Origin of the sequence: Kocuria sp. NPDC057446 (assembly GCF_042802875.1) — a bacterium.
In the GTDB taxonomy this organism is placed as follows: domain Bacteria; phylum Actinomycetota; class Actinomycetes; order Actinomycetales; family Micrococcaceae; genus Kocuria.
Genome location: NZ_JBHVDI010000076.1, coordinates 1 through 17,171, shown reverse-complemented (window position 1 = coordinate 17,171; position 17,171 = coordinate 1). Strand labels below are relative to the sequence as shown.

The following is a 17,171-nucleotide window of genomic DNA, read 5'->3' as shown; positions in this document are numbered from 1 at the left end:
GGGCGGGCCGTCGCGGCCGTGGCCGGCTCTAGCGAGCCAGGGTCACTTGGCCTTCTCGAGGATCTCCACGATCCGCCACCGCTTGGTGGCGGACAGCGGGCGGGTCTCGGAGATCAGGACGAGGTCGCCGACACCGGCGGCGTTCTGCTCGTCGTGGGCCTTGACCTTCGAGGAACGGCGCATGACCTTGCCGTACAGCGAGTGCTTGACGTTGTCCTGCAGCTGCACGACGACGGTCTTGTCCATCTTGTCGGAGACCACGTAGCCACGACGGCTCTTGCGGTCACCGCGCTCGTCGGCCTGCTCGGCCTCGTTGTTGATCTGCTCGGTCACTTGGCGTCCTCCTCGGAGGTGGTCTCGGCGGTGGTCTCGGCGGAGCCCGCCTGGGGCCGGATGCCGAGCTCGCGCTCACGCAGCACCGTGTAGATGCGCGCGATGTCGCGCTTGACGGCCTTGAGGCGGCCGTTGTTCTCGAGCTGACCGGTTGCGGACTGGAAGCGGAGGTTGAACAGCTCCTCCTTGGCCTTGCGCAGCGCCTCACCCAGAGAGTCCTTGTCGAGGGCCGCGAGGTTCTCCATGCTCAGATCCTTGGATCCAACAGCCATTCTCATTCACCACCTTCGCGACGCACGATGCGTGCCTTCATCGGGAGCTTGTGGATCGCCAGGCGCAGGGCCTCGCGCGCGACCTCTTCGGAGACACCGGAGAGCTCGAACATCACGCGCCCGGGCTTGACGTTGGCGACCCACCATTCGGGCGAGCCCTTGCCGGAGCCCATGCGGGTCTCGGCGGGCTTCTTGGTCAGGGGGCGGTCCGGGTAGATGTTGATCCAGACCTTGCCGCCACGCTTGATGTGGCGGGTCATGGCGATACGCGCGGCCTCGATCTGACGGTTCGTCACGTAGGCCGGCGTGAGCGCCTGGATGCCCCACTCGCCGAAGGCGACGGTGGTGCCGCCCTTGGCAGCGCCCGACCGCTTCGGGTGGTGCTGCTTGCGGAACTTCACACGACGTGGGATGAGCATTTACTTACCACCCTCTGCGTTGGTCGCTCCCGCGGCCGGAGCCGGGGAGGCGGCGGAGTCGCTGCGCTCACGGCGTCCGCCACGGTCGTTACGGTCGGGACGACGACGGTCGCCGCCGCCTCCACGACGCTCGCCCGGACCGCCACGACGGTCACGGTCGCCGCCGCCACGGCCGCGCGAGGGAGCGGCGGCCTGCTGGGCCGCCAGTTCCTTCGCGGTGAGGTCGCCCTTGTAGATCCAGACCTTCACGCCGATGCGGCCGAAGGTGGTCTTGGCCTCGAAGAAGCCGTAGTCGATGTTCGCGCGCAGGGTGTGCAGGGGCACACGGCCTTCGCGGTAGAACTCCGAGCGGCTCATCTCCGCGCCGCCGAGGCGGCCGGCGCACTGGATGCGGATGCCCTTCGCGCCGGCGCGCTGCGCCGACTGGATGGCCTTCTTCATGGCGCGGCGGAAGGCCACGCGGGAGGCGAGCTGCTCGGCGACGCCCTGGGCGACCAGCTGGGCGTCCACCTCGGGGTTCTTGACCTCGAGGATGTTCAGCTGGATCTGCTTGCCGGTGAGCTTCTCGAGCTCGCCGCGGATGCGGTCGGCCTCGGCGCCGCGGCGGCCGATGACGATGCCGGGGCGGGCGGTGTGGATGTCCACGCGCACGCGGTCCCGGGTCCGCTCGATCTCGACCTTGGAGATGCCGGCCCGCTCCATGCCCGTGGACATGAGCTTGCGGATCTTGATGTCCTCACGGACGTAGTCCTTGTAGCGCTGGCCCTCCTTGGTGGAGTCCGCGTACCAGTGCGACACGTGGTCGGTGGTGATGCCCAGCCGGAACCCGTGCGGGTTGATCTTCTGTCCCACTTAGCGGACCTCCTCGCTGTCAGGGCTCGCCACGATCACGGTGATGTGGCTCGTGCGCTTGTTGATGCGGTAGGCGCGGCCCTGGGCGCGCGGCCGGAACCGCTTCATGGTCGGACCCTCGTCGACGAAGGCCTCGCTCACGACGAGCTCCTCCTCCTTGTACGGCCGGCCGTCACGGTCCGCCAGCTGGCGCGCGTTGGCGACCGCCGACTGGAGGACCTTGAACACCGGCTCCGAAGCAGCCTGGGGGGCGAACTTCAGAATCGCCAGAGCCTCATTCGCCTGTTGGCCACGAATCAGGTTGACGACGCGCCGGGCCTTCATAGGCGTCACGCGGATGTAGCGCGCAGATGCCTTGGCTTCCATTGCTTTCCTTCTCTCGTCTTCTCGAAGTGCTCACGCTGCGGGATCCCGGAGGATCAGCGGCGCTTGCCCTTCTTGTCGTCCTTCACATGGCCGCGGAAGGTCCGCGTGGAGGCGAACTCGCCGAGCTTGTGCCCGACCATCGACTCGGTGATGAACACGGGAATGTGCTTGCGTCCGTCGTGCACGGCGATCGTGTGCCCCAGCATGTCGGGGATGATCATCGAGCGGCGGGACCACGTCTTGATGACGTTCTTGGTGCCCTTGTCGTTCTCCTTGGCGACCTTCAGATAAAGGTGCTGATCGACGAAAGGGCCCTTCTTCAGGCTGCGTGGCATGTGTCAGGCTCCTTAGCGCTTGTTCTTGCCGGTGCGACGACGGCGGACGATGAGCTTGTCGCTCTCCTTGTTGGGGCGGCGGGTGCGTCCCTCGGGCTTGCCGTTCGGGTTGACCGGGTGACGGCCACCGGAGGTCTTGCCCTCGCCACCACCGTGCGGGTGGTCGACGGGGTTCATGACCACACCGCGGACGGTCGGGCGGACGCCCTTCCAGCGGTTGCGGCCGGCCTTGCCCCAGTTGATGTTCGACTGCTCGGCGTTGCCGACCTCGCCGACCGTCGCGCGGCAGCGCACGTCGACGTTGCGGATCTCGCCGGAGGGCAGGCGCAGCTGGCCGTACTTGCCCTCCTTGGCGACGAGCTGGACGGACGCGCCGGCGGAGCGGGCGAGCTTGGCGCCGCCGCCCGGACGGAGCTCGACGGCGTGGATCACGGTGCCGACGGGGATGTTGCGCAGCGGCAGGTTGTTGCCGGGCTTGATGTCGGCGCCGGGGCCCGACTCGACGACGTCGCCCTGCGACAGCTTGTTCGGCGCGATGATGTAGCGCTTGGAGCCGTCCACGAAGTGCAGCAGCGCGATGCGCGCCGTGCGGTTGGGGTCGTACTCGATGTGCGCGACCTTGGCGTCGACGCCGTCCTTGTCGTGGCGACGGAAGTCGATGACGCGGTACTGGCGCTTGTGCCCGCCACCCTTGTGCCGGGTGGTGATGCGGCCGGTGTTGTTCCGGCCGCCCTTCTTGGGCAGCGGCCGGACCAGCGACTTCTCGGGGGTCGTGCGCGTGATTTCTGCGAAGTCGGCAACGGAGGAGCCGCGACGGCCCGGGGTTGTCGGCTTGTGCTTACGGATAGCCATGTGTCAGTTCCTCGTTAAAGTGGTCTCCGCTCAGGCGAGCGGACCGCCGAAGATGTCGATGGTGCCTTCCTTCAGGGTCACAACGGCACGCTTGGTGCCCTTGCGCTGACCCCAGCCGAAGCGCGTGCGCTTCCGCTTCCCGGCACGGTTGATGGTGTTCACGGACTCGACCTTGACGCCGAAGATCTGCTCCACGGCGTACTTGATCTGCGTCTTGTTCGAGTCGGGCGCCACGAAGAACGTGTAGCGGCCCTCGTCGATGAGCCCGTAGGACTTCTCCGAGACGACCGGCGCGATGATGACGTCCCGGGGATCCTTGATGGTGGTCGCGCTCACTTGGCGTCCTCCTGCTTCTTCTTGCTGGCGGCCGCCACGAAGGACTCGAACGCGTCCTTGGTGAAGACCACGTCGTCGGAGACCAGCACGTCGTACGTGTTGAGCTGGTCCGCGTAGAGGGTGTGCACGTCGTCGAGGTTGCGCACCGACAGCGCGGCCACGTCGTCCGAGCGGTGCAGGACGACCAGCAGGTTCTTGCGGTCGGAGAGCCCGCGCAGCGTCGCCTGGGCGGCCTTCGTGTTGGGGACGGTGCCCTCGACGACGGCCTCCACGACGTGGATGCGGTTGTTGCGCGCCCGGTCCGAGAGGGCTCCGCGCAGGGCGGCGGCCTTCATCTTCTTGGGGGTGCGCTGGCTGTAGTCGCGCGGGGTCGGGCCGTGCACCACGCCGCCACCGGTCATGTGCGGGGCGCGGATCGAGCCCTGGCGGGCGCGGCCGGTGCCCTTCTGCTTGAAGGGCTTGCGGCCGGCGCCGGAGACCTCGGCGCGGTTCTTGGTCTTGTGCGTGCCCTGGCGGGCCGCGGCCAGCTGTGCGACGACGACCTGGTGCAGCAGGGGCACGTTGGTCTGGACGTCGAAGATCTCGGCGGGCAGTTCGACGTTGACGGTCTGAGTTGCCATGGTGTCAGGCTCCCTTCACTGCGGTGCGGACGAGGACGACCGAACCCTTGGGGCCCGGCAGGGCGCCCTTGATGAGCAGCAGGGAGTTCTCGGCGTCCACGGCGTGAACGGTGAGGTTCTGCGTCGTGTGACGGACGGCGCCCATGCGGCCCGCCATGCGCATGCCCTTGAACACGCGAGCGGGGTAGGACGCGCCGCCGATGGATCCCGGCTTGCGGTGGTTCTTGTGGGCACCGTGGGAGGCGCCGACGCCGGAGAAGCCGTGACGCTTCATCACACCGGCCGTGCCCTTGCCCTTGGTCTTGCCGATCACGTCGACCTTCTGGCCTGCCTCGAAGAGCTCGACGGAGAGCTCCTGGCCCAGCTCGTAGGTGTCGGCGTCGGCCGTGCGCAGCTCCACGACGTGGCGGCGCGGCGTCACACCGGCCTTCTCGAAGTGGCCGGCCAGCGGCTGGGTGACCTTGCGGGGGTCGATCGCACCGAACCCGATCTGGACGGCCGAGTAGCCGTCACGGTCCTGGTTGCGCAGCTGGGTCACGACGTTGGAGTCCGCCTTGACGACGGTCACCGGCACGAACTTCCCGTTCTCGTCCCAGACCTGGGTCATGCCGAGCTTCGTGCCCAGCAGGCCCTTCACCTGGCGTTCGAAAGTGGTAGTCATTGGGATGCGATCCTCTTTACAGCTTGATTTCGATGTTCACGTCAGCCGGCAGGTCGAGGCGCATGAGCGAGTCGACGGCCTTCGGCGTGGGGTCGATGATGTCGATCAGCCGCTTGTGCGTGCGCATCTCGAAGTGCTCACGGCTGTCCTTGTACTTGTGCGGCGAGCGGATGACGCAGTACACGTTCTTCTCCGTGGGCAGCGGCACGGGGCCGACCACCGTGGCGCCTGCGCGCGTCACCGTCTCAACGATCTTCCGGGCCGAGACGTCGATGACCTCGTGGTCATAAGACTTCAGCCGGATGCGGATTTTCTGTCCCGCCATGGCGTCGTGACTCTCTTTCTTGAACGATCTTCCCTGTGACGGAGCCGAGGGCTCCTTGTGCATGGCGCCACCTGGTGGGCGCCCCTCCACGCAGACTGAATCCGGAGTGATCCGGGTTCCTCACCCTGCTGGAGCTCCGACCCCCGAACTCGGGCGTGTCGCCCCGTGCTGACACGAGGGCGCGCCGATTCCGTTTCTCGGGGCGGGCTGTATGTGGTCCGTGCGTGGCAGCTTCCAGGAGCTGCTGATCCCCGGTTCTGCTTCGGAACCCGATGGTGTCCTGGGGTCTGCCGGTTCGAACCGTTGGGAGCACACGCCGGCGCTTGAACAACGTCCTCCATCCTGCCAGAGATGACGGACCGGTGCAAACGCACGGTCGGGGGCGAGCCGTGCGCAACCGTGCCGGAACCGTGAGGCAATCGCGACCGGCGCCGGCGTGCACGGTCGTATCCTGGCCTCGTCCGCACCCCGACATCCCAGGAGATGGGTCCGATGCTGTCCACCGCGAAACTGGTCGCGATCGTCCCCGTGCGGGAACTCGACCGCGCCCGCCGGTTCTACCAGGAGACACTGGGCCTCTCCCCCGCCGCCGCCCTGGAGCCGGACAGCGTCCTCTTCAGCGAGGACGGGCGCACAGGTCTGCAGCTGCTGCTGCGCCCGGACGCGCCGGCGTCCGAGGTGACGCAGGCCAGCTTCGAGGTCCCCGACGTCGAGGCCGCGGTCCGGGAGCTCGAGGCCAGGGGCGTGCACTTCGAGGACTACGACCTGCCCGGCCTGCGCACCGTGGACCACGTCCTCACCGCCGACGGGATGCGGGCGGCGTGGTTCACCGACTCCGAGGGCAACGTCCTGTGCCTGCACCAGCTCACCGGTTGAGTCCCGTCGTCGCGCCCCCCGAACGCGCGGAACCCCCCGCCGCTGCACGAGCGACGGGGGGTTCTGCGCAGATCGAGCAGTCCGAGGACTAGTTGATGATCTTGGTGACGCGGCCGGAGCCCACGGTGCGGCCGCCCTCGCGGATGGCGAAGCCGAGGCCCTCCTCCATGGCGATCGGCTGGATCAGCGCGACCGTCATCTCGGTGTTGTCGCCGGGCATGACCATCTCGGTGCCCTCGGGCAGCGTGATGACGCCGGTGACGTCGGTGGTCCGGAAGTAGAACTGCGGACGGTAGTTGGAGTAGAACGGGTTGTGGCGCCCGCCCTCCTCCTTGGAGAGGATGTAGACGTTGGCCTCGAAGTCGGTGTGCGGGGTGATGGAACCCGGCTTGCACACGACCTGCCCGCGCTCGACGTCGTCACGCTTGAGACCGCGCAGCAGCAGGCCGCAGTTCTCGCCCGCCATGGCCTCGTCCATCTGCTTGTGGAACATCTCGATGCCGGTGACCGTGGTCTTCTGGACCGGGCGGATGCCGACGATCTCGACCTCGGAGTTGATCGGCAGCGTGCCACGCTCGGCACGGCCGGTCACCACGGTGCCGCGACCGGTGATGGTGAAGACGTCCTCGATGGGCATGAGGAACGGCTTGTCCATCTCACGGATGGGGTCGGGCACGTTCTCGTCGACGGCCTGCATGAGCTCCTCGACCTTGGCGACCCACTCGGGGTCGCCCTCGAGGGCCTTCAGCGCCGAGACGCGGACGACCGGCGCGTTGTCGCCGTCGAAGCCCTGGTCGGCGAGGAGCTCGCGCACCTCCATCTCGACGAGGTCCAGCAGCTCCTCGTCGTCGACCATGTCGGACTTGTTCAGGGCCACCAGCAGGTAGGGGACGCCCACCTGGCGGGCGAGCAGCACGTGCTCGCGGGTCTGGGCCATGGGGCCGTCCGTGGCGGCGACCACGAGGATGGCGCCGTCCATCTGCGCCGCACCGGTGATCATGTTCTTGACGTAGTCCGCGTGGCCGGGGGCGTCGACGTGCGCGTAGTGACGCTTCTCCGTCTGGTACTCGATGTGCGCGATGTTGATGGTGATGCCGCGCTGCTTCTCCTCCGGAGCGGAGTCGATGGCACCGAAGTCGCGCTTCTCGTTCAGGTCCGGGTACTTGTCGGCCAGGACCTTGGAGATGGCAGCCGTGAGCGTCGTCTTGCCGTGGTCGACGTGGCCGATGGTGCCGATGTTGACGTGCGGCTTGGTGCGCTCGAACTTGGCCTTCGCCATGGTTGTTCCTCCTAGAACATTTGTCGTAGCTTGCTCAGCACTTTCCCACCGGGTGTTGTCGGGGGGAGCTTGAGGCGCTCAGCAGTACTGAAACCTCTGCAAGTCTACTTCGGCTGTACTTGTTTGATGAAATTCCCGGCCGGGGCCGAGGGGTGGTGCCTACTCGCCGCGGTTCTTCTGGACGATCTCCTCGGCGACGGCCTTGGGGACCTCCGAGTAGCTGTCGAACTGCATGGAGTACACGGCGCGGCCCTGGGTCTTGGACCGGAGGTCGCCGATGTAGCCGAACATCTCGGACAGCGGGACGAGGGCGCTGACCAGCTTGATGCCGCTCACGTCCTCCATCGACTGGATCTGGCCGCGGCGGGAGTTCAGGTCGCCGATGACCTCGCCCATGTACTCCTCGGGGGTGCGCACCTCGACCGCCATGAGCGGCTCGAGGAGGACGGGCTGCGCCTTGCGGGCACCTTCCTTGAACACCATGGAGCCGGCGATCTTGAACGCCATCTCGGAGGAGTCGACGTCGTGGTAGGCGCCGTCGAGCAGGGTGGCCTTGACGCCCACGACCGGGTACCCGGCGAGGATGCCGAGACGCATGGCGTCCTGGATGCCGGCGTCCACGGAGGGGATGTACTCGCGCGGGACGCGGCCGCCGGTGACCTTGTTGTCGAACTCGTAGAGCTCCTCGGCGTCCAGCGGGATCGGCTCGAAGGCCATCTGCACCTTGGCGAACTGGCCGGAGCCGCCGGTCTGCTTCTTGTGCGTGTAGTCGATCTTCTCGACGGCCTTCTTGATCGTCTCGCGGTAGGCCACCTGCGGCTTGCCGACGTTCGCCTCGACCTTGAACTCGCGCTTCATGCGGTCCACCAGGATGTCCAGGTGGAGCTCGCCCATGCCGCCGATCTCGGTCTGGCCGGTCTCCTCGTTGAGGGACACGGTGAACGTGGGGTCCTCGGCGGAGAGCTTCTGGATCGCGATGGAGAGCTTCTCCTGGTCGCCCTTGGTCTTCGGCTCGATGGCCACCGAGATGACCGGGGCCGGGAAGGACATGGACTCGAGCACGATCGGCTTCTGCAGGTCGCACAGGGTGTCCCCCGTGGTGGTGTCCTTGAGCCCGATCGCGGCGTAGATGTGCCCGGCCTGGACGGTGTCGACCGGGTTCTCCTTGTTGGAGTGCATCTGGAACAGCTTGCCGATGCGCTCCTTCTTGCCCTTGGTGGAGTTGAGCACCTGGTCGCCGTTGCCGGCCTTGCCGGAGTACACGCGGATGTAGGTCAGCTGCCCGTAGAACGGGTGGTTGGCCACCTTGAAGGCGAGCGCGGAGAACGGCGCGGTCGAGTCGACCGGGCGGGTGAGGATCTCCTCCTCGTTGTTCAGCGCGTGGCCCTCGACGTTCGGCACGTCCAGCGGGGACGGCAGGAAGTCGATGACGGCGTCGAGCATCGGCTGCACGCCGCGGTTCTTGAACGCGGAGCCGCAGAGAACGGGGTACGCCTGCGAGGTGATGGTGAGCTTCCGGATGCCGGCCTTGAGCTCCTCGAGGGTGAGCTCCTCGCCGCCCAGGTACTTCTCCATGAGCTCGTCGTCGGCCTCGGCGACGGACTCCACCAGCTGGTTGCGGTACTCCTCGGCCCGCTCCTGCAGGTCGGCGGGGATCTCCTCGATCTCGTACTTCGCGCCGAGGGAGACGTCGCCCTTGGAGTCGCCCGGCCAGACGAAGGCCTTCATGGTGAGCAGGTCGACCACGCCGGTGAACTCGGACTCGGAGCCGATCGGGAGCTGCATGACCAGGGGCTTGGCGCCGAGGCGGTTGATGATGGTGTCGACGGTGAAGTAGAAGTCGGCGCCCAGCTTGTCCATCTTGTTGACGAAGCAGATGCGGGGGACGTCGTACTTGTCGGCCTGGCGCCAGACCGTCTCCGACTGGGGCTCGACGCCCTCCTTGCCGTCGAAGACCGCCACGGCGCCGTCGAGCACGCGCAGGGAGCGCTCGACCTCGACCGTGAAGTCCACGTGGCCCGGGGTGTCGATGATGTTGATCTGGTTGTCGTGCCAGTAGCAGGTCGTCGCGGCGGACGTGATCGTGATGCCGCGCTCCTGCTCCTGCGCCATCCAGTCCATGGTGGAGGCACCATCGTGGGTCTCGCCGATCTTGTGGGAGATACCGGTGTAGAACAGGATGCGTTCGGTGGTGGTGGTCTTCCCGGCATCGATGTGCGCCATGATGCCGATGTTGCGGACCTTCTTGAGGTCGGTAAGCACGTCAAGTGCCACGGTGATTCCCTTTCGGAGGTGGTGCCGGCGGCCTGTCGGCCCGGGTGGGGCCGACAGGCCTGGAAGATTCTACCAGCGGTAGTGAGCGAAGGCCTTGTTGGACTCCGCCATCTTGTGGGTGTCCTCCCGGCGCTTCACGGCGGCACCGAGACCGTTGGACGCGTCCAGGATCTCGTTCTGCAGACGCTCGGTCATGGTGTTCTCACGGCGGATCTTCGAGTAGCCGACGAGCCAGCGCAGGGACAGCGCCTGGGCGCGGCCCGGCTTGACCTCGACGGGCACCTGGTAGGTGGCGCCGCCGACGCGGCGGGACTTCACCTCCAGGGCCGGCTTGACGTTCTCCAGGGCCTTCTTGAGGGTGGCGACGGGGTCGGCACCGGACTTGGCGCGGACGCCCTCGAGGGCGCCGTAGACGATGCGCTCGGCGGTGGACTTCTTGCCGTCCTGGAGGACCTTGTTGATGAGCTGCGTGACGACCGGCGAGCTGTAGACCGGGTCGACGACGAGCGGGCGCTTGGGAGCGGGACCCTTACGAGGCATTACTTCTTCTCCTTCTTGGCGCCGTAACGGGAACGGGCCTGCTGGCGGCCCTTGACACCCTGGGTGTCGAGCGCGCCGCGGACGATCTTGTAGCGGACACCGGGGAGGTCCTTCACGCGACCACCGCGGACGAGCACGATGGAGTGCTCCTGCAGGTTGTGGCCCTCACCGGGGATGTAGGCCGTGACCTCCACGCCGCCGTTGAGCTTCACGCGGGCGACCTTGCGCAGCGCGGAGTTCGGCTTCTTGGGGGTGGTGGTGTAGACGCGGGTGCACACGCCGCGCTTCATGGGGCTGCCCTTGAGTGCGGGCGCCTTGGTCTTGACGACCTTCGGGGTCCGGCCCTTGCGGACCAGCTGCTGGATTGTAGGCACAGTGTCTCCTGATCGGACGGGACGCGTCAGCGGCCCGCTGGGTGTTCGGCTCCCCCACCACCGGCCGGGAGCGGGGGCGGCGCCTGCCGCGGGCCCGCCGGGCGGGCTCCACGGTCGCCGCGCCGAAGGTAGCTGGGCAGACGAAAAGGATGGCATTTCGGTACACACCGCGTACCGGAGGACCGAGTCCGTTCTGCCATGATTTCTTCGGCCTCCAGGGGCGCGGGCGCCGAGGGATGACCGTTCAATTCCTCGACAGCCTATCAGAACCGGGGCGGGGCGGGGAAACGGGGCCGGAGCGGCGCTGGTCAGCGCCCGGTCGCGGTGAGGTCCGCGGAGATCCGCCGGGCGCACTCGAGCAGGGGCGGCACGACGTCGCCCACCGGGTCGCCGGCGCTCGCGCCGGGCATGCCCACGCGCATGGAGACGTTCACGGCCGCGACCACGCGCCCGGTGCCGTCGGTCACGGGGGCGGCCACGGAGCGCAGCCCGATCTCGAGCTCCTGGTCCACGAGGGCCCAGCCCTGGGCGCGGACCCGCGCCAGGTCCGCCTCGAGGTCCGCGCGGTCGGTGAGGGTGTGCGGGGTCAGCCGCTCGAGCCGCGCCGTGCGGAAGTACTCGGCGAGCTGCTCGGGCCCCAGCCCGGCGAGCAGCACCCGGCCCATGGACGTGGCGTGGGCCGGGAACCGGGTGCCCACGGCGATCGCCACGGTCATGATCCGGTGCGTGGAGACGCGGGCGACGTAGACGATGTCGGAGCCGTCGAGCACGGAGGCGGAGGTCGACTCCTCCACGCGTGCCGAGAGCGTCTCGAGGTGCGGGGCGGCCAGCGCCGGCAGCGCCTGCGAGGACAGGTAGGAGTAGCCGAGCTGCAGGACCACGGGGGTCAGCTCGAAGAGCCGGCCGTCACTGCGCACGTAGCCCAGCTCCTCCAGGGTGAGCAGGAAGCGGCGCGCGGTGGCGCGGGTCAGGCCGGTGCGCCGGGCCACGTCGCTGAGGGTCATCCGTGGGTGCCGGGCGTCGAAGGCCGTGATCACCCCGAGCCCGCGTGCCAGCGACTGCACGAACTGTCCGGGGGCACCCCGCTCCCCCGCCGGGACGGTCGGGTCCTGCTCGGTCATCGGGGGCCTCCTGCGGGCCTCGTCCGGGGGCGACGGGCCGGTGCCCGCCGCCCCCGCGGAGTCGGTGCTGGGCTCAGCGCGCGGGCCGCAGCGGGACGTCGACGACCTGCTGGAGCTCCTCGAAGCTCGTGCCGAAGGTCTCGCGCACCGACACGCCGTCCTCCTCGACGAGGAACACGGCCTGGTCGGTGTAGATCCGGGAGACGCAGCCGACGCCGGTGAGCGGCATGGTGCACTCCGCCACGAGCTTCGACTGGCCCTTCTTGGTCAGCAGGGACATCATCACGAAGGTCATCTTCGCACCCGTGGCCAGGTCCATGGCACCGCCCACGGCGGGGATGGCGTCCGGCCTCCCGGTGTGCCAGTTGGCGAGGTTGCCCCGCACGTCCACCTGGAAGGCGCCGAGCACGCAGCAGTCGAGGTGCCCGCCGCGCATCATGGCAAAGGAGTCCGCGTGGTGGAAGTACGAGCAGCCCGGGGTCTCGACCACGGGGATCTTCCCTGCGTTGATGAGGTCGGCGTCGACCTCGTCCCCGTGGGCCTCGGGGCCCATGCCGAGCATGCCGTTCTCGGTGTGCAGCGTGACGTCGTCCTCGGCGCTCAGGTAGTTGGAGACCAGGGTCGGCTGGCCGATGCCGAGGTTGACGTAGGAGCCGGCGGGGATGTCGCGGGCCACCACACGGGCCAGCTCCTCCGGGGCGAGCGGGGTCTCGGACGTCCTGGGCACGGTGTCCACGGTGTTCTCGCTCATGTCAGAGCTCCTCTCGGGGGTCGGTCTGGGCGGGCGCGTCGATCCGCACGACGGTGTCCACGTAGATGCCCGGCGTCACGACGACCTCCGGGTCCAGGCCGCCGCGCTCGACGACCGCCGCGACCTGCACGATGGAGGTGGCCGCCGCGGCGGCCATGATGGGGCCGAAGTTGCGCGCCGTCTTGCGGTAGACGAGGTTGCCCGCCCGGTCCGCGACGTGCGCCTTGGTCAGGGAGAAGTCGGCCCTGATGGGGTGCTCCAGGACGTAGTGGCGGCCGTCGATCTCCCGGACCTCCTTGCCCTCGGCGAGCGGGGTGCCGTAGCCGGTGGGGGTGAAGAACCCCCCGATGCCGGCGCCGGCGGCGCGGATCCGCTCGGCGAGGTTGCCCTGGGGGACGACCTCGAGCTCGATCTCCCCGGCCCGGTACTTCTCGTCGAAGTGCCACGAGTCGGACTGGCGCGGGAAGGAGCAGATGATCCTCCGCACCCGCCCGAGCCGGATCAGTCGGGCCAGGCCCACGTCGCCGTTGCCGGCGTTGTTGTTCACGACCGTCAGGTCGGTGGCGCCGTGCTCGATCAGCGCGTCGATCAGCTCGACGGGCTGACCGGCCACGCCGAAGCCGCCGATCATGACGGTGGCGCCGTCGTGGATCGGGGCCACGGCCTGCGCGCAGCTCTCTGCGATGGTCAGCATGCGATGTGCTCCTTGTCGGTGGTCTGCTCCGCCCGTTCCCGCGGGACTCAGGCGTTCTGGTTCTCGAGCACGACGGCGAGGCCCTGGCCCACGCCGATGCAGATGGCGGCGACGCCCCAGCGCTGCCCCGTGGCCTGCAGGGACCGCGCGAGCGTGCCGAGGATGCGGGTCCCGGACGCGCCGAGGGGGTGGCCGATGGCGATGGCGCCGCCGTGCCGGTTGACGATCGCGGGGTCGATCCCCCAGGCGTCGACGCACGCGAGGGACTGGGCGGCGAACGCCTCGTTGAGCTCCACGGCCGCGACGTCGTCCCAGCCGATCCCGGCCCGCCGCAGCGCCAGGTTCGCGGCCTCGACCGGGGCGAAGCCGAAGAACTGCGGCTCGTTGGCGGCCGCGCCCCGTCCCGCGACGCGAGCCAGGGGCTGCAGGCCCGTCAGCTCGGCGGCCCGCTCCGAGCCGAGCAGCGCCGCGGAGGCGCCGTCGTTGAGCGGGGAGGCGTTGCCGGCGGTGACGGTCCCACCCTCCTCCGCGGGGCGGAAGACGGTCCTGAGCCCGCCCAGCTTCTCGACGGTCGAGGAGGCGCGGACGGACTCGTCCCGGGTCAGCTCGGTACCGGGGACCGGCACGGTGAGGTCGTCGTAGAAGCCCTCGTCCCACGCCTGCTGGGTGAGCTGGTGGGAGCGGAACGCGAACTCGTCCATCCGGTCGCGGGTGATGCCGTGCCGTTCGGCGAGCTGCTCGGTGGCCTCGCCCAGGGACACGGTCCACTCCGGCTTCATCCGCCGGTTCACGAGCCGCCAGCCCAGCGTGGTGGAGGCCAGGTTCAGGTCCCCGGCCGGGTAGGGCTTCTCCGTCTTCGGGAGCACCCAGGGGGCCCGGCTCATGGACTCGACGCCGCCGACGAGCATCAGGTCCGCCTCGCCCGCGTCGATCTGCCGGGATGCGATGATCGCGGCGTCCAGGGAGGACCCGCAGAGGCGGTTGACGGTGGTGCCGGGGATCCCGACCGGCAGGCCGGCCAGGAGCGTGCCCATGCGGGCGACGTTGCGGTTCTCCTCGCCGGCGCCGTTGGCGTTGCCGAGGACCACCTCGTCGACGTCGGCCGGGTCGAGCGCGGATGCGCGCCGGACCTGCTCGCCGATCACCAGGGCGGCCAGGTCGTCGGGGCGCACGCCCGCCAGGGCGCCGCCGAACCGGCCGAACGGGGTCCGCACGGCGTCGTAGATGTAGGCCTCGGTCATGGTGTTCCTCACTTGCGTCGTTGCACGTCGGTCACGGGGGTGCCCGGGAGGGCCGGTCGGGTGGTCAGGAGGCAGGGGGTGTCCCGGCGCCCTCGGCGGCGAGGGCGTCGAGGACGTCCTTGGCGTGCTTGAAGGCGTTGTTGGCGGAGGGCACGGAGAGGTAGATCGCCGACTGCAGCAGGATCTCCTTGATCTCGTCCCGCGTCAGGCCGTTGCGCAGGGCGGCGCGCACGTGCATCTCGAACTCCTCCCAGTGCCCGGCCGCGATCAGCGCGGTCAGCGTCACGGCGCTGCGCATCCGCCGGTCCAGCCCCGGCCGGGTCCAGATCTCGCCCCACGCGTAGCGGGTGATGAAGTCCTGGAACTCGGCGGTGAAGGCGTCCTTGCCGGCCTCGGCGCGGTCCACGTGGGCGTCGGAGAGCACCTCGCGGCGCACCGCCATGCCGTCCGCGTGCGCCTCCTGCTCGGTGCGCCGGGGATTGCCGCTCATGCTCGTGCTCCTTCGTCGTGGTGGTCGCGGTCGTGGTCGCGGTCGTGGTCCTGGCCCTCGTCGTGGTCCCGGTCGCTGTCGTGGCGCGGATGGGCGCCGATGTGCTGGTCCAGCAGGCGCGCCACGTCCCGCGGGGCCTCGGCGGGCACCAGGTGGCCCGCGCCCGGCACGACCACGGCGCGGCCCCCCGTGGCGGCGGCCAGCTCCTCCGCGGCCTCGGGCGGCGTGACGGGATCCTGCGCGCCGGTCACGGCGAGCACGGGGACGTCCACGGCGCCGAGGCGCCCGGTCGCGTCGAAGCCGGCGAGGGCCTCGCAGGCCCGGGCGTAGGAGAGCCGGTCCGCGTCCTGGAGGTCGTGCAGCAGCTCCGTGGTCGTGACCGCGTCCCGCTCGATGAAGCCGGGGGCGAACCACCGCTGCGCGGAGCCCACGATCTGGGTGGGCGTGCCGGCGGCGGCGACGAGCTGCGCGCGCTCGGCCCACCCGGCCGGCTCCCCCACCCGCGCGGCGGTTCCCACCAGCACCGCCGCCGGCACCCGGTGCGGGGCCTCCAGCAGCAGCTCGAGGCCCACGCAGCCCCCGAGGGAGACGCCCGCGTAGTAGAACGGGCCTCCGGTTTCGGCTCCCGAGGCGGCACGGTGGCGGTCCACGGCCGCGAGCACGGCGTGCGCCAGCTCGACCGTGCCGAACGGCTCGGCGGCGGGCGCGGACGCGCCGTGGCCGGGCAGGTCCCAGCCGACGACCCGGAGGTCGCCCTCCAGCAGGCGCGCCGCGGCGGACCAGAGCGAGGAGGCGGAGGTGCCGAGGGCGGGACCGAGCACGAGCAGCGGCGCCTGCGGCGACGGGCTCCGGCGGGTCGGGATCTCGACGAGGGTCAGGGCGGGAACGGTCATGCGAGTGCTCCTGGGGTGCTCCGGGAGGCGGACGGACGGTCGTTCGCGGTCCGGCGGTGGTGCTCGAGGACGCGGTCGATCAGCAGGTCGTTGGCCCCGAGGTAGCCGGCCGGGTCGAGCAGCCCCGCGACGACTCCCCGGTCCACGGGGGTGCCGTCCGGCAGGGCGGTGCCGGCGGCCAGGCCCACGAGCGCCTCGAGCAGGCCGGCCCCGTCGATCGCGTGCTCGCGCACGGCCGCCTGCACGCGCTCCTTGCCGGTCGCGCCGTCGGCGGGCGGCAGCAGGGGCGCGAGCACCGCGCTGATCCGCTCCGCGAGCACCCCGGGGCCGGAGGCGTCCAGGGTGGCCCGCATCCGGGCGGTGTGCACCGTGAGTCCCGTCGTGAGCTCGGCCGCGTGGGACGACGCCGCGACGGCGAGCCGGGCGAGCTCCCGCAGCGCCGGCCACTCCGTGTGCCAGGCGCCGTCGGGGCGCTCGTCGACGTACTGGGAGGCGGCGACGTGGAGCTGGGCCACGAGCTGCGGCGCCGTCAGAGCCGTGCGCTTGAGCAGCACGGAGAGCACGGGGTTCTGCTTCTGCGGCATCGCGGAGGACACGCCGCGTCCCTCGGCGGCCGGTTCGCGCAGCTCGCCGAGCTCGGGGCGGGAGAGCAGCAGGACGTCGTTGGCGATCCGGCCCAGTGCCGCGCAGACGGCCCCGAAGGTCTCCGCGGTGCGCAGCACCGGCCGCCGGGTGGTGTGCCACACGTGCGGGGGCATGGACAGCCCGAGCTCGTCGGCCCAGCGGCGGGCGAGCTCCACGGCCTGCTCGGCGGCGTCGGGGGCCCCCGGGAAGAGGGCGAGGCTCCCGGCGAGGGTGCCGGCGGCGCCGCCCCAGGAGACGGGCAGCCGGCCGAGCCCGGCGAGGTCCGCCTCGAGGTCCTGCAGCCCGGCCAGCCAGCCGGCGGCCTTGAGCCCGAAGGTGCTGGGCAGCGCGTGCTGGGTCAGGGTGCGGGCGGCCTGGAGGGAGCCGCGGTGGGCGTCAGCCAGCCGGGCCAGGGCGTCGGCGGTGTCGGACAGCTGCTCGACGAGGGGGACGGCGGCGCGCCGGGCCAGCAGCATCATGGCGGTGTCCATGACGTCCTGGCTGGTGAGGCCGCGGTGCACGTAGCGCACGGCGTCGGGATCGAGCTCCCCCAGTCGGCGCCGGTAGTCGGCGAGGAGGGGGATGACCGGGTTGCCGCCGCCCTCGGCCCGCAGGGCGATGTCGGCGGCGTCGTAGTCGGCGG

Annotated in this window: 23 protein-coding genes; 1 reads left to right on the top strand and 22 read right to left on the bottom strand. The window is 70.0% G+C overall.

Annotation, left to right across the window (positions count from 1 at the left end; genetic code table 11):
- Nucleotides 1–42: 42 nt before the first annotated feature.
- Genes rpsQ through rpsJ form a run of 11 tightly spaced genes read right to left on the bottom strand, consistent with a single transcriptional unit; the run spans nt 43 to nt 5,371 of the window.
- Nucleotides 43–333, bottom strand: a complete 291-nt coding sequence (gene rpsQ, locus ACFU0Y_RS10715) for a 30S ribosomal protein S17 (protein WP_017833305.1) — start codon at nt 331–333, stop codon at nt 43–45.
- Nucleotides 330–605, bottom strand: a complete 276-nt coding sequence (gene rpmC / locus ACFU0Y_RS10710) for a 50S ribosomal protein L29 (RefSeq protein WP_380214479.1) — start codon at nt 603–605, stop codon at nt 330–332. The genes rpsQ and rpmC overlap by 4 nt, the downstream gene beginning before the upstream one ends.
- Before the next feature lie 2 nt (nt 606–607).
- Nucleotides 608–1,024: a 50S ribosomal protein L16 gene (rplP, locus tag ACFU0Y_RS10705; RefSeq protein ID WP_017833303.1), complete on the bottom strand. Its 417-nt coding sequence runs from the start codon at nt 1,022–1,024 to the stop codon at nt 608–610.
- Nucleotides 1,025–1,876, bottom strand: coding sequence for a 30S ribosomal protein S3 (rpsC, locus tag ACFU0Y_RS10700; protein WP_380214478.1), 852 nt, complete (start codon nt 1,874–1,876; stop codon nt 1,025–1,027).
- Nucleotides 1,877–2,242: a 50S ribosomal protein L22 gene (rplV, locus tag ACFU0Y_RS10695; RefSeq protein ID WP_380214477.1), complete on the bottom strand. Its 366-nt coding sequence runs from the start codon at nt 2,240–2,242 to the stop codon at nt 1,877–1,879.
- A 53-nt stretch (nt 2,243–2,295) separates the two neighbouring features.
- Nucleotides 2,296–2,577, bottom strand: coding sequence for a 30S ribosomal protein S19 (rpsS, locus tag ACFU0Y_RS10690; protein ID WP_380214475.1), 282 nt, complete (start codon nt 2,575–2,577; stop codon nt 2,296–2,298).
- A 12-nt stretch (nt 2,578–2,589) separates the two neighbouring features.
- The gene (rplB, locus tag ACFU0Y_RS10685; RefSeq protein WP_017833299.1) at nt 2,590–3,429 is read right to left on the bottom strand and encodes a 50S ribosomal protein L2; all 840 of its coding nucleotides are present in this window, start codon (nt 3,427–3,429) and stop codon (nt 2,590–2,592) included.
- 30 nt (nt 3,430–3,459) lie between these two features.
- Nucleotides 3,460–3,765 (bottom strand): 50S ribosomal protein L23, encoded by a 306-nt coding sequence (gene rplW, locus ACFU0Y_RS10680; RefSeq protein ID WP_017833298.1) that lies wholly within the window; start codon nt 3,763–3,765, stop codon nt 3,460–3,462.
- On the bottom strand, nt 3,762–4,385 hold the full coding sequence (gene rplD / locus ACFU0Y_RS10675; RefSeq protein ID WP_368820408.1) for a 50S ribosomal protein L4: 624 nt from the start codon (nt 4,383–4,385) through the stop codon (nt 3,762–3,764). The genes rplW and rplD overlap by 4 nt, the downstream gene beginning before the upstream one ends.
- Before the next feature lie 4 nt (nt 4,386–4,389).
- Nucleotides 4,390–5,046 (bottom strand): 50S ribosomal protein L3, encoded by a 657-nt coding sequence (gene rplC / locus ACFU0Y_RS10670; protein ID WP_017833296.1) that lies wholly within the window; start codon nt 5,044–5,046, stop codon nt 4,390–4,392.
- 16 nt (nt 5,047–5,062) lie between these two features.
- Nucleotides 5,063–5,371: a 30S ribosomal protein S10 gene (gene rpsJ, locus ACFU0Y_RS10665; RefSeq protein WP_003803825.1), complete on the bottom strand. Its 309-nt coding sequence runs from the start codon at nt 5,369–5,371 to the stop codon at nt 5,063–5,065.
- 492 nt (nt 5,372–5,863) lie between these two features.
- Here rpsJ and ACFU0Y_RS10660 point away from each other — a divergent pair, with 492 nt between their 5' ends.
- A complete protein-coding gene (locus ACFU0Y_RS10660) occupies nt 5,864–6,247 on the top strand; it encodes a VOC family protein (protein ID WP_380214473.1) in 384 nt (127 codons plus the stop codon).
- An 88-nt stretch (nt 6,248–6,335) separates the two neighbouring features.
- On the opposite strand, the gene tuf is transcribed toward ACFU0Y_RS10660, so the two are convergent.
- From tuf to ACFU0Y_RS10605, 11 genes are all read right to left on the bottom strand, one after another.
- The gene (tuf, locus tag ACFU0Y_RS10655) at nt 6,336–7,526 is read right to left on the bottom strand and encodes an elongation factor Tu (RefSeq protein ID WP_380214472.1); all 1,191 of its coding nucleotides are present in this window, start codon (nt 7,524–7,526) and stop codon (nt 6,336–6,338) included.
- A 159-nt stretch (nt 7,527–7,685) separates the two neighbouring features.
- On the bottom strand, nt 7,686–9,800 hold the full coding sequence (gene fusA / locus ACFU0Y_RS10650; RefSeq protein ID WP_380214471.1) for an elongation factor G: 2,115 nt from the start codon (nt 9,798–9,800) through the stop codon (nt 7,686–7,688).
- 69 nt (nt 9,801–9,869) lie between these two features.
- A complete protein-coding gene (gene rpsG, locus ACFU0Y_RS10645) occupies nt 9,870–10,340 on the bottom strand; it encodes a 30S ribosomal protein S7 (protein ID WP_017833292.1) in 471 nt (156 codons plus the stop codon).
- Nucleotides 10,340–10,714, bottom strand: coding sequence for a 30S ribosomal protein S12 (rpsL, locus tag ACFU0Y_RS10640; RefSeq protein ID WP_017833291.1), 375 nt, complete (start codon nt 10,712–10,714; stop codon nt 10,340–10,342). The genes rpsG and rpsL overlap by 1 nt, the downstream gene beginning before the upstream one ends.
- Before the next feature lie 308 nt (nt 10,715–11,022).
- Nucleotides 11,023–11,835 (bottom strand): IclR family transcriptional regulator C-terminal domain-containing protein, encoded by an 813-nt coding sequence (locus ACFU0Y_RS10635; protein WP_380214470.1) that lies wholly within the window; start codon nt 11,833–11,835, stop codon nt 11,023–11,025.
- A 73-nt stretch (nt 11,836–11,908) separates the two neighbouring features.
- A complete protein-coding gene (locus tag ACFU0Y_RS10630) occupies nt 11,909–12,586 on the bottom strand; it encodes a 3-oxoacid CoA-transferase subunit B (protein WP_380214469.1) in 678 nt (225 codons plus the stop codon).
- A gap of 1 nt (nt 12,587) precedes the next feature.
- Nucleotides 12,588–13,280, bottom strand: a complete 693-nt coding sequence (locus ACFU0Y_RS10625) for a 3-oxoacid CoA-transferase subunit A (protein WP_380214468.1) — start codon at nt 13,278–13,280, stop codon at nt 12,588–12,590.
- Nucleotides 13,281–13,327: 47 nt separating this feature from the next.
- Nucleotides 13,328–14,521 carry a thiolase family protein gene (locus ACFU0Y_RS10620; RefSeq protein ID WP_380214467.1) on the bottom strand — a complete coding sequence of 398 codons (1,194 nt, stop codon included), beginning with the start codon at nt 14,519–14,521 and terminating at the stop codon, nt 13,328–13,330.
- 64 nt (nt 14,522–14,585) lie between these two features.
- The gene (pcaC, locus tag ACFU0Y_RS10615; RefSeq protein WP_380214466.1) at nt 14,586–15,011 is read right to left on the bottom strand and encodes a 4-carboxymuconolactone decarboxylase; all 426 of its coding nucleotides are present in this window, start codon (nt 15,009–15,011) and stop codon (nt 14,586–14,588) included.
- Nucleotides 15,008–15,904, bottom strand: a complete 897-nt coding sequence (locus ACFU0Y_RS10610) for an alpha/beta fold hydrolase (protein WP_380214465.1) — start codon at nt 15,902–15,904, stop codon at nt 15,008–15,010. The genes pcaC and ACFU0Y_RS10610 overlap by 4 nt, the downstream gene beginning before the upstream one ends.
- Nucleotides 15,901–17,171: lyase family protein (locus ACFU0Y_RS10605; RefSeq protein ID WP_380214464.1), on the bottom strand; the 1,271-nt coding region annotated here is incomplete at its 5' end. The genes ACFU0Y_RS10610 and ACFU0Y_RS10605, both read right to left, overlap by 4 nt.

What these genes read in the sequence shown, in the direction of transcription:
- rpsS (WP_380214475.1), bottom strand. Translation starts at nt 2,577, where the DNA reads ATGCCACGCAGCCTGAAGAAGGGCCCTTTCGTCGATCAGCACCTTTAT.
- ACFU0Y_RS10635 (WP_380214470.1), bottom strand. Translation starts at nt 11,835, where the DNA reads ATGACCGAGCAGGACCCGACCGTCCCGGCGGGGGAGCGGGGTGCCCCC.
- rplC (WP_017833296.1), bottom strand. Translation starts at nt 5,046, where the DNA reads ATGACTACCACTTTCGAACGCCAGGTGAAGGGCCTGCTGGGCACGAAG.
- tuf (WP_380214472.1), bottom strand. Translation starts at nt 7,526, where the DNA reads ATGGCGAAGGCCAAGTTCGAGCGCACCAAGCCGCACGTCAACATCGGC.
- rpmC (WP_380214479.1), bottom strand. Translation starts at nt 605, where the DNA reads ATGGCTGTTGGATCCAAGGATCTGAGCATGGAGAACCTCGCGGCCCTC.
- rpsJ (WP_003803825.1), bottom strand. Translation starts at nt 5,371, where the DNA reads ATGGCGGGACAGAAAATCCGCATCCGGCTGAAGTCTTATGACCACGAG.
- rplB (WP_017833299.1), bottom strand. Translation starts at nt 3,429, where the DNA reads ATGGCTATCCGTAAGCACAAGCCGACAACCCCGGGCCGTCGCGGCTCC.
- rplD (WP_368820408.1), bottom strand. Translation starts at nt 4,385, where the DNA reads ATGGCAACTCAGACCGTCAACGTCGAACTGCCCGCCGAGATCTTCGAC.
- ACFU0Y_RS10620 (WP_380214467.1), bottom strand. Translation starts at nt 14,521, where the DNA reads ATGACCGAGGCCTACATCTACGACGCCGTGCGGACCCCGTTCGGCCGG.
- ACFU0Y_RS10610 (WP_380214465.1), bottom strand. Translation starts at nt 15,904, where the DNA reads ATGACCGTTCCCGCCCTGACCCTCGTCGAGATCCCGACCCGCCGGAGC.
- ACFU0Y_RS10630 (WP_380214469.1), bottom strand. Translation starts at nt 12,586, where the DNA reads ATGAGCGAGAACACCGTGGACACCGTGCCCAGGACGTCCGAGACCCCG.
- ACFU0Y_RS10660 (WP_380214473.1), top strand. Translation starts at nt 5,864, where the DNA reads ATGCTGTCCACCGCGAAACTGGTCGCGATCGTCCCCGTGCGGGAACTC.
- rplV (WP_380214477.1), bottom strand. Translation starts at nt 2,242, where the DNA reads ATGGAAGCCAAGGCATCTGCGCGCTACATCCGCGTGACGCCTATGAAG.
- rpsG (WP_017833292.1), bottom strand. Translation starts at nt 10,340, where the DNA reads ATGCCTCGTAAGGGTCCCGCTCCCAAGCGCCCGCTCGTCGTCGACCCG.
- ACFU0Y_RS10625 (WP_380214468.1), bottom strand. Translation starts at nt 13,280, where the DNA reads ATGCTGACCATCGCAGAGAGCTGCGCGCAGGCCGTGGCCCCGATCCAC.
- rplP (WP_017833303.1), bottom strand. Translation starts at nt 1,024, where the DNA reads ATGCTCATCCCACGTCGTGTGAAGTTCCGCAAGCAGCACCACCCGAAG.
- pcaC (WP_380214466.1), bottom strand. Translation starts at nt 15,011, where the DNA reads ATGAGCGGCAATCCCCGGCGCACCGAGCAGGAGGCGCACGCGGACGGC.